We start from the raw sequence: 9,618 nt of genomic DNA, 5'->3' as shown, positions 1-9,618 counted from the left end.
TGGGATGTTAATAGAGTTTATATGTTACAAAAAGGAATTAAAATCTATCTTACTGATTGGAAGTTAATTGGTGGTGTCAAACCTACTTCTAAACTCCCTAATGGAGCTTTGAAAAATATAAAAGAAGGTGCTAAAAATCTTCCAAATAACATCTATGTTCGAGAATGGAGTGACCACCGTGTTTATTATATCCACGATGGCGTTAAACAATACCTAACCTCTTGGAACAAAGTAGGAGGAGTAAAACCTGTTTTGATACTACCTGACACTACTCTAAACGAATTTACAACTGGAAAAGATATTTAGGCAAATTTCTTTAGTCAACTAGAAAAAGTCGAGTTTCTCGGCTTTTTCTAATTATAATGATAACAAAACCCCAAAATAAAAAAACAAGCACAAACCAAAGTCTGCACTTGCCTCATACTAGCTTACAAGGAACTGTTTGGAGTAATTTTGCTCCAAATCGCTCCTCTTCGCCTTTATTTTTCACTCATTATTTGTCCGATAATTTTCTTGTTCGTTTGTGCCATAGTAAAAAACGTTCTTCACTAAAAATTGTAATAAGGAAAAGATTAGAATCATTAGTATGAACAATAAGGCAAGTAGGCGAAACATTCCTTCTCCACTGCCGTAAAGCACTCCATTGAGTAAAACAATCGCACAAAATAGTAATAAAACAATTAAAAAACTATGCAACAGAAAGATACATTTTGCTGTTGACTTCATAATTTCTCGCTCCTTACAAAATACTTGCGTATTTGTTCTTAGACATTTATCAAAAATGAATAAATCTATTAGCCAAAACTATTATAACAGAGTGAAAAAATTATATATGTCATTTGTGTTACAAAACACAGAATATAGTGTTACATTATGCTTTTTTCTCAATATGTTGTGGTTCGAGATAGAGATTGGTGAAACGATTGTATTCACCTTTAAACAATACTTCGACCGTCTTGACGGCACCTGCACGGTTTTTCTTCAAAATGATTTCTGTAATATCTTGGTCAAGTCCGCCCTCTTCTTCTTCCTCTTCGCCATTTTCCTTACGATAATAAGAATCACGGTACAAGAAAGCGACAATATCCGCATCTTGCTCGATAGAACCACTCTCACGCAAATCGGAAAGCTCTGGGCGTTTGTCATCACGACTTTCCACGCCACGAGAAAGCTGAGAAAGTGCAATAACTGGCACTTTTAGCTCCATTGCAAGTTTCTTCAGCTGACGAGAGATTTCAGATACTTGTTGCTGACGACTTTCTTTTGAGCTTGACTCAATCAACTGCATATAGTCAATGACAATCAAGCCGAGGTTGCCACTTTCCTGTGCAAGTTTGCGACATTTCGCACGAATTTCATTGACCTTAATTCCAGCGGTATCGTCTAAGTAAATAGAGGCTTGACTTAACGCTCCTGCTGCGACAATCAATTTTTCCCATTCCTCGTCATTTAACTGACCACTTCTGAGGTTGGTGGAATTTACATTTCCCTCGGCACAGAGCATACGATTGACCAAATCAGGAGCTGCCATTTCCAGTGAGAAAACAGCAACAGTATTGTTTGTCTTTGTGCCAACATTTTGAGCGATATTTAAAGCAAAGGCAGTTTTTCCCATTGCAGGACGAGCTGCCAAAATAATGAGCTGCCCTGCATGAAAACCTGTGGTCACCTTATCCAAATCAATAAATCCCGTAGCAAGACCTGTAACAACATCTGTCGTTGCTGCATTTTTTTCAATGGTTTGCAGACTTTCAGTAATCACATCTCTAATTTTTTTAAAGCCCGCCTTATTTTTCTTTTCGGTTACCTTTAAAATCAAATCTTCGGCTTGAGCAATAATTTCCTCTGCCTCATCATTTCCCTCAAAAGCAAGAGTTGCCGCGTCCGTCGTTGCCTGAATTAATTTTCTAAGCTGAGACTTTTCCATAACACTTTTAGCATAGAAAACCGTGTTCGCCGCTGTTGGCACGCTTTCAACCATTTCATAAAGCACAGGAAGTCCGCCTGCATCATCTTGTTGATTGCTCTTTTCCAACTCCTCTGACAACGTCAAAACATCTATCGGCATCCCTTTTTCATTCAAACGTTCCATTGCAGAAAAAATTACTTGGTGGGCATGATGATAAAAATCCTCTGGCTCAATATATTCACGTGCCTCAATAAAACGGTCTGCCTCAAGCAAGACACTCCCAAGTACCGCACGTTCTGCTTCACGGTCATTTGGTGGCATACGATTGTAAAATTCTGGCATTTTTTCACTCCTCAATTACGTTCTTTTTCTGGCGTTTCATTTTTTCTTTTATTTGTGCAAGTTTTTCTTTTTGACTTTGTTGTCCAGAAAACGCCTGCCCTGTATATTTTTGATTCAATTTCTTTTGTTTTTCATCTAATTGATATTTGCTCATTTTGTTGCACCTTTATTCCCCTTATGAAATATCTCTATTTTACCATAAAATTGCTCATATAAAAACTGTTGATTTTAAGCGGTAAGTAAGTAAAATAGAGACTTACCTGAATTAGATTTCAAATAAGTCTCTTACTTTATTTTTCCACTTTCGCAATTTTCCCTTGCTCAATATACACCATTAAAATGGAAATATCCGCAGGGTTTACTCCGCTGATTCGGCTTGCTTGGGCAATTGTTTCAGGTTGGATTTTTTTGAGTTTTTCTCGTGCCTCGTTGGCAAGAGAGTTGATTTTGTCGTAATCAATGTTACTCGGAATCCGTTTTGCCTCCATGCGTTTGAGTTTGTCTACTTTTTCCAGTGCTTTTTGAATATATCCCTCGTATTTGATTTGGATTTCAATCTGTTCAATCGTCTTAGCATCTAGCTCTTCTGCCGCAGAACCGATGAAGTTGACAACATCTTGATAACGCACTTCTGGTCGTTTCAAAAATTGAGCTCCACTCATTGCGTCTTGCAAAGGTTTATAACCCATTTCTTCAAGTTTTTGATTGGTTTTAGCTACTGGTTTCAATTTTTCGGTATTGAGTCGTTTCATTTCATTTTCAATTTGATATTTCTTGATTTCAAAACGATTCCATTGTTCATCTTTTACCAAACCAATCGCTCGACCCATTTCTGTCAGACGTAAATCGGCATTGTCATGTCGCAAAATCAAGCGGTATTCCGCACGGCTTGTCAGCAAGCGATATGGCTCCATTGTGCCTTTTGTTACCAAATCATCAATCATTACACCAATATAGCCGTCACTACGTTTGAGGATAAATTCTTCTTTTCCTTGTACTTTCAAAGCCGCATTAATGCCCGCTATCAATCCTTGACCTGCTGCTTCCTCGTAACCACTCGTGCCATTGGTTTGTCCAGCAGTAAACAAGCCTTGAATTGCTTTCACTTCAAGCGTTTGACGAAGTTGATGTGGTTTGACAACATCATACTCTATCGCATACCCCGAACGCATCATCTCAGCATTTTCAAGTCCTGCAATCGAGTGCAATAAATCATGTTGCACATCTTCAGGAAGCGAAGTAGAAAGACCTTGAACATAAACTTCTTCTGTTTTCAAACCTTCTGGCTCTAAGAAAAGTTGATGACGTGGTTTATCAGAAAATCGAACAATCTTATCCTCAATCGACGGGCAATATCTTGGTCCTAAACCTTTGACAATCCCTGTAAACATAGGGGCTCTGTCGAGATTTTCACGAATAATCTCATGACTTTCTTCACTCGTATAAGTCAGCCAACAAGATACTTGTTCTTCTAAATAATCGCTATCCTTTGACGAAAAACTGAACAAATTCGCCTCTTTATCTCCTGCTTGCTCCTCTGTTTTTTCGTAAGCAATCGTACTAGCTTTCACACGTGGTGGTGTCCCTGTTTTAAATCGAGCAATCTCAAGCCCTAATTCTTTGAGATGATCCGCAAGGGTAATACTCGCAAGTGAATTGTTCGGTCCCGATGAATATTTTAGCTCTCCAATAATGATTTCACCACGCAATGCTGTTCCAGCGGTAATAATCACTGTCGGAGCATAATATTCTGCACCTGTGCTAGTAAGCACTCCTTTTACCACATTTTCCTCCACCAACAACCGCTCCACAACACCTTGTCTTAAAATCAGATTTTCCTCTTGTTCAAGCGTATGTTTCATTTCCTCATGATAACGGTGTTTATCCGCCTGTGTTCGCAAAGCACGAACGGCAGGCCCTTTTCCTGTGTTGAGCATTCGCATTTGTATATAGGTTTTGTCAATATTTCGCCCCATTTCCCCGCCAAGTGCATCAATTTCACGCACAACGACTCCCTTTGCTGGACCGCCAACACTCGGATTACAAGGCATAAATGCCACCATATCTAAATTAATTGTCAAAACCAACACACGACACCCCATACGAGCCGCCGCAAGAGCCGCCTCACAACCTGCGTGCCCTGCACCCACAATGATTACGTCGTAGTTTTCTGTGTATTTTTTTTTCATGCTAATCCTTTCTGTAAACAATGAAAAAGCAATGAAGTCAAAAGAACTTACGCAAAATAAGCGAGAGTTCTCTTAGCACTTTCACTGCTTGAGAATTTTTATTTTCTATACATTTTTACCATATTTTTCTTGGAAATGCAACTAAATTTTCCTAATCTCTAATCGCCAAAAATACACTTCCTAAATTCCGATCATCTTTGTCATAAGACTGATGTTGCCAAATATAATCTACGCTCCACATACCAGAATTGCGGTTATCATATGGATCGTAAATTTGCGTTTTGCCGTTCGTATAGCCGTAAAGCAATACGCCATGTGTATAACCTTGCTCAACAAATGGTGGAGCAAGAAGTGCTAAAACAGGACGTCCCATTTTGAGTTGATCAACTAATTGATTTTTATTCCATGCAAGCTCAGATTTTAGTCCTTTTAGTTGAATCCCTTTCATCGCAGCATCTCCCGCACAACCGAAAATGCTATTATTGTAACTTGTATGGCGATTGAGGAATAGTGCCATCATATAGGGATCTGTCTTAATCCCAAACGCACTAAATGCCATTGACAATGAAGTTGGAACACAACCTGATGAGCCGACCGTTGAAAGTCCAACACGGTTATTTCGCCAACGACTATCCAATTGTGAGAAATAAACTTTTGGCTTATAGTTCAACTGTTTGAGACTGAAATTCCCAGAACCTACATAAACTTTTTTCAAGCGACCGACAGAAATGTACATATGAGTCGTATAGTTCCCTGTCGAACGATGTGATCGACCATTGACGATGACATTATTTCCTTTGTACCAAACCAAATCATCTTGACCGTTAACATTTGACCATGTCGGGAGCTGAATGTCATAAGCTCCGCTTGGCAAATTGGTTACTGAAAGTTTGACATTCCCTGTTCCTAAATAAGTTGTTTGAAGTTTTGCAGTTGGTAGTTGAGGCTTTTTCAGACTTTCACCATTCACTTTTTCCTCTGGCACATAGAAAGCAATCCCTTCATTTTTCCAGCCCGCTTTAATCAATCCTTTGATCTCTGCCCACTCTGCCCAATGATGTGTGTTGTTTTTCACATCATACGCTCGGTAAATCGGCTTTCCTTTTTTAACTGCACGAAAGGCTATGCCTTCGTATTTCCAGCCAGATTTGACTAGAGAATTTTTTTCTTTTTCATTTGCAGTGTACATATGTTCCATTGTTGTCAAATTGAGCAAACGATAAACTGCTACTTCGCCTGTACTTTGACTTGCCCAACGTACCCCTTCATTTTCAAAAGATAAAAAATAATAAACATTTGAGCGTTCGTCATTGTTTTGCGTAAAAAAATGATGTTTGGTTTTTGGGTCATACATACGATAAACTGGAGTTAGAAATCCGTCTATAAAAGATTTCCCACCTGTTTGTACCGTACCTTTTTTGACAATTTTAATTTCGATTGCTTCTGCTCTTAATGAGCAACCACCTGTGCCAGCAGGCTCGTTATTTTTCGTCCAAGCAAGCCAACCAAAATTTTGCGAATGTACTCGGTACACTACATCATAATATTTTCCTAATTCACCTGTTAAATTCACTTGCAAAGCCTCTATTCGTAGTGAATTTCCTGTTGTCCCTGATTGCTGACCGTTTTTACTATACGGCAACCACCCCTTATTTTGCACGTGTGTCGTATATTCAATATCTCCAGTCAAATTTGTTTCCAATAAACGAATTCTTAATGCCTCCATACGTTTTGATTGACCAAATGTACCCGCAACTTCGCCGTCATAAACAGGAGCTTGCCAACCAATATTTTGCACATGAGCCTCATATTGAATTTTTGGGATAGTCTTTAGATCAATAAAACTACGTTTTCCAATCTTTAGCTTACCTTTTGTCAACAGCTTGATTTCAATTGCCTCAACACGATGAGAAAAGCCCAAACTACCCGAAATTTCTCCGTTTCCAGTCCAATCTAACCAACCAAAATTTTGTACATGAACACGATAAGCAATATCATATTTTTCAGCCAGTTCACCTGTTAAACGCATTTTCACTGCCTCAATTTGCAAATTGGAATTCGGTGTGCCTGAGTTTTCTTTTTGCTGAACAAACGGCAACCAGCCTTTCTCTTGCACATAACTAGCGTACTCTAGTGTCCCAGTTAAATCTGTACTCTCAATTTCTGCATTAATTGCCTCAATTCTCTTTGACTGCCCATTTGTACCCGCCAACTCACCATTTTTTACTGGAGTCGTCCAGCCAGACTTTTCTACAAATGTTTTATAAAAAATCTGTGGCATTGTTATATTTGATTTCTCTGTTTTTGCTGGTGCTTGAGTGGTAGTTGTTGTATCTGTTGCTTTGCTTGTTGTACTTGTTGTTTCTGACGTAGTAGTACTCGTCTCCTCCACACTTTCGCTTGTTGAAAAAGTGGTAGGATCCGTTGTAGTTGTTGAACCTGTACTTGTACTGCTTGTTGTAGTTGTCACACTACTGTTTACCGCACTACTTCTAGTATTTCCGAGTGCTGATGTATAAAGCGGTGTTGACAACAAAATAATACTCAATAATAAACTTAGTTGGATTCTCTTCATAGTTTTTCCCCTTGTCTAGCTACAAAATGTTGAATTTTAACCATTGTTCGCAATGCCACTTGTAACTTTATTTCAAAAAAATAAATAACATGGCTCACTAGGACAAAATTCAAAACGCACTTTTTTCGCTTTTTCCCTTATTTTATGCTAATTTTTGTAAAATCACTATTGTCAGTCTTTGCTTTGCACCCCCACAATTAGACCTTTCTCCAACGAAAAATGCACCTTATTCCCCAAAAATTCATTACTTGGATAGGCAAAAAGTTGTGTAATGTTCGTGCTTGGAAGTGTGTATTTTGCATCCAAGATAGTGAATTTTTCCACAGGTGTTAAATTCGCAAATCCAAGATATTTCATTTCCACATTTTTAAACCATCTATGCGTTCCTTTGCCGAAGAATTTTACTACGTTTTTTTCATTGTGAAATTCAATTTTTTCAGCAATGCTTGCAAATCTTTCTTCTAGCGGTAAAAATAAATTGCTCAAAAAATGGTCAATTCTGCCACCTGTTGCACCAAAAATACGAAAACTGCTTGCCTCTGGAAATTTTTTCATCGCCAAAAGAAGAGCAACTTGTGTATCCGTATCATCTTTTTCCGCTGGCAATACGTGAATTTCTTTGGCAACAAGTTTGAGCATTTCCATTTGTTCATTTGAAATAGAGTCAAAATCTCCTACTGCCAAATCAATCGGATACCCTAATTCCAAAAGAGTCATATTTCCCGCATCTACACCGATAAACTGAGCGTTTCGCCATTCATCATAAGCTCCTAATAGCTCAGCGATATTTTCTTTTTCCCCACCTGATACGATAAGAACTGTTTCCTTTGCCATTAGCGAAGTCCCTCACGCAATGCGTTTATCCTCTCTTGTGGACTTTTCGCATTGTAAATATAACTTCCAGCAACAAAGACATTTGCTCCTGCTTTTTTACAGGCTGAAATTGTCTTGTCATCCACTCCACCGTCAACTTCAATATCAAAAGAATAGCCTTTCTCCTCACGAATTTTCGCTACTTCCGTCACTTTTTCGAGACACTCTGACAAGAAAGTTTGCCCGCCAAATCCCGGATTAACCGTCATAATCAAGACTTGATCGGTCAAGTGTAAAACGTGTTGAATACTAGATACTGGTGTTGCAGGATTGATTACTACTCCTGCTTTCATGCCTGCATTGCGTATTTTTTGCAACGCACCGTGTAAATGTGGTGTCGCCTCTTGGTGAATCGTCAAAATATCCGCTCCTGCATTTGCATAATCCTCAATAAACCGCTCTGGATTGACCACCATTAAATGCACATCAAGCGTTAGCTTAGTAATAGGACGAAGGGCTTTGACAACATTGTCACCCATTGTGATGTTAGGCACAAATTGACCGTCCATTATATCAATATGAAGATATTCTACTCCACATTCTTCCACCATTTTGACATCACGTGCAAGATTGGCAAAATCTGCACTTAAAATTGAGGGGGATAATTTCATTTTGTTCTCTCCTTTGTCTAGCTGTGAAGTGCTGAAGTCTGGCGGTTGTTCACGACGTCGCTTGAAACTAAAGTTTCAAGTAAATAAACGACGTAGCTCACTACCGCAGACTTCAAAACGCACTTCTTCGCTTTTCTTATATCACTCACTGCTTTTCCTTTTATTTTTACTGTAAACAGGGCGTTTGTTTTCTATTTCACTTAAAAATTGCAAATAGTTGTCGTATCTCTCTTTGGCGATTTCGCCTGTTTCGACTGCTTGTTTTATTGCACAATGTGGCTCGTGCGTGTGGGAACATTCTCGGAACTTGCATTCATTTTCTCTTGCAACAAATTCTGGAAATTGTTTCGGTAAATCTGTTTTTTCTATCTCTAAAAATTCAATTGCACTAAATCCCGGGGTATCTGCAACTAGCCCTTTTGCTACTTCGTGCAATTCTACGTGTCTTGTCGTGTGCTTTCCACGTCCTAGACTCTCAGAAATTTCTCCTGTTGAAAGATCTAAATGGATATTCAAACGATTTAAAAGTGTAGATTTTCCTGCACCCGATTGTCCCATAAAAACAACTAATTCTTCATGAAATTCTTCTTTTAACTCTGCTAATTCTGTATCATCTTCTGTTGTCAAAATCACATGATAGCCGATAGTTTCATATATTTTCTTCCATGCTTGAAATACTGTGTCATCTTCTACCAAATCAAGTTTTGTCAACACAATCAACGGGCGAATGTTGGCAAACTCAAGAGTGACAAGAAATCGGTCTAAAAGATTACTTGAAAACGCTGGTTCGACGACACTCATAACAACAACACCTAGCGTAATATTCGCAACTGCTGGACGAATGAGTGAATTATTGCGTGGATAAATGCTTAAAATCATTCCCTCACGCTCATTTTCACTTTCAAATTCCACCCAATCGCCAACATAGATTTTTTCACCTTTTTTGCGAAAATTTCCACGACCACGTGTTTGATACAGTTTATTTTTGTGTGCAACATAGTAAAAACCACTTAATGCCTTTTGGATTTGTCCTTTCATTCTACCTGCCTTTCTTCGCAATTTCTGCGAAATTGCTCGAAACTTGAACTACGCTTCGCTCCGTCCAAGCGGGGTCATTCG

At 38.7% G+C, this 9,618-nt stretch carries 10 protein-coding genes; 1 reads left to right on the top strand and 9 read right to left on the bottom strand.

Going from position 1 to position 9,618, the window contains the following annotated elements; all coding sequences use genetic code 11:
* A partial coding sequence (locus B5D30_RS09835) for a hypothetical protein (RefSeq protein ID WP_234984654.1) occupies positions 1-306 on the top strand: 306 nt, incomplete at its 5' end.
* Between the two features lie 180 nt (positions 307-486).
* Here B5D30_RS09835 and B5D30_RS09830 read toward each other — a convergent pair.
* The 9 genes from B5D30_RS09830 to rsgA all read right to left on the bottom strand — a co-directional run bounded on the left by B5D30_RS09830 (position 487) and on the right by rsgA (position 9,537).
* Positions 487-726, bottom strand: a complete 240-nt coding sequence (locus B5D30_RS09830) for a hypothetical protein (RefSeq protein ID WP_078807901.1) — start codon at positions 724-726, stop codon at positions 487-489.
* A 145-nt stretch (positions 727-871) separates the two neighbouring features.
* Positions 872-2,251 (bottom strand): replicative DNA helicase, encoded by a 1,380-nt coding sequence (gene dnaB, locus B5D30_RS09825; RefSeq protein ID WP_078807900.1) that lies wholly within the window; start codon positions 2,249-2,251, stop codon positions 872-874.
* Between the two features lie 4 nt (positions 2,252-2,255).
* On the bottom strand, positions 2,256-2,405 hold the full coding sequence (locus B5D30_RS13745) for a hypothetical protein (RefSeq protein WP_159443287.1): 150 nt from the start codon (positions 2,403-2,405) through the stop codon (positions 2,256-2,258).
* Between the two features lie 136 nt (positions 2,406-2,541).
* A complete protein-coding gene (gene mnmG / locus B5D30_RS09820) occupies positions 2,542-4,440 on the bottom strand; it encodes a tRNA uridine-5-carboxymethylaminomethyl(34) synthesis enzyme MnmG (RefSeq protein ID WP_078807899.1) in 1,899 nt (632 codons plus the stop codon).
* Positions 4,441-4,591: 151 nt separating this feature from the next.
* On the bottom strand, positions 4,592-7,015 hold the full coding sequence (locus B5D30_RS09815; RefSeq protein ID WP_078807898.1) for a GBS Bsp-like repeat-containing protein: 2,424 nt from the start codon (positions 7,013-7,015) through the stop codon (positions 4,592-4,594).
* A gap of 171 nt (positions 7,016-7,186) precedes the next feature.
* Positions 7,187-7,849 (bottom strand): thiamine diphosphokinase, encoded by a 663-nt coding sequence (locus B5D30_RS09810; RefSeq protein WP_078807897.1) that lies wholly within the window; start codon positions 7,847-7,849, stop codon positions 7,187-7,189.
* On the bottom strand, positions 7,849-8,499 hold the full coding sequence (rpe, locus tag B5D30_RS09805) for a ribulose-phosphate 3-epimerase (protein WP_078807896.1): 651 nt from the start codon (positions 8,497-8,499) through the stop codon (positions 7,849-7,851). The genes B5D30_RS09810 and rpe overlap by 1 nt, the downstream gene beginning before the upstream one ends.
* Positions 8,500-8,516: 17 nt before the next feature.
* Positions 8,517-8,648, bottom strand: a complete 132-nt coding sequence (locus B5D30_RS14345; RefSeq protein WP_268802116.1) for a hypothetical protein — start codon at positions 8,646-8,648, stop codon at positions 8,517-8,519.
* Positions 8,641-9,537, bottom strand: coding sequence for a ribosome small subunit-dependent GTPase A (gene rsgA / locus B5D30_RS09800; RefSeq protein ID WP_078807895.1), 897 nt, complete (start codon positions 9,535-9,537; stop codon positions 8,641-8,643). Before rsgA ends, B5D30_RS14345 begins: the two co-directional genes overlap by 8 nt.
* Positions 9,538-9,618: the final 81 nt, after the last annotated feature.

It is taken from the genome of Pilibacter termitis, assembly GCF_900167335.1.
GTDB lineage: Bacteria > Bacillota > Bacilli > Lactobacillales > Streptococcaceae > Pilibacter > Pilibacter termitis.
The sequence above is the reverse complement of the archived record's forward strand: the minus strand, read 5'-3'. Positions and strand labels throughout refer to the sequence as shown.

What these genes read in the sequence shown, in the direction of transcription:
- rpe (WP_078807896.1), bottom strand. Translation starts at nt 8,499, where the DNA reads ATGAAATTATCCCCCTCAATTTTAAGTGCAGATTTTGCCAATCTTGCA.
- B5D30_RS09810 (WP_078807897.1), bottom strand. Translation starts at nt 7,849, where the DNA reads ATGGCAAAGGAAACAGTTCTTATCGTATCAGGTGGGGAAAAAGAAAAT.
- B5D30_RS09830 (WP_078807901.1), bottom strand. Translation starts at nt 726, where the DNA reads ATGAAGTCAACAGCAAAATGTATCTTTCTGTTGCATAGTTTTTTAATT.
- B5D30_RS09815 (WP_078807898.1), bottom strand. Translation starts at nt 7,015, where the DNA reads ATGAAGAGAATCCAACTAAGTTTATTATTGAGTATTATTTTGTTGTCA.
- rsgA (WP_078807895.1), bottom strand. Translation starts at nt 9,537, where the DNA reads ATGAAAGGACAAATCCAAAAGGCATTAAGTGGTTTTTACTATGTTGCA.
- mnmG (WP_078807899.1), bottom strand. Translation starts at nt 4,440, where the DNA reads ATGAAAAAAAAATACACAGAAAACTACGACGTAATCATTGTGGGTGCA.
- B5D30_RS13745 (WP_159443287.1), bottom strand. Translation starts at nt 2,405, where the DNA reads ATGAGCAAATATCAATTAGATGAAAAACAAAAGAAATTGAATCAAAAA.
- dnaB (WP_078807900.1), bottom strand. Translation starts at nt 2,251, where the DNA reads ATGCCAGAATTTTACAATCGTATGCCACCAAATGACCGTGAAGCAGAA.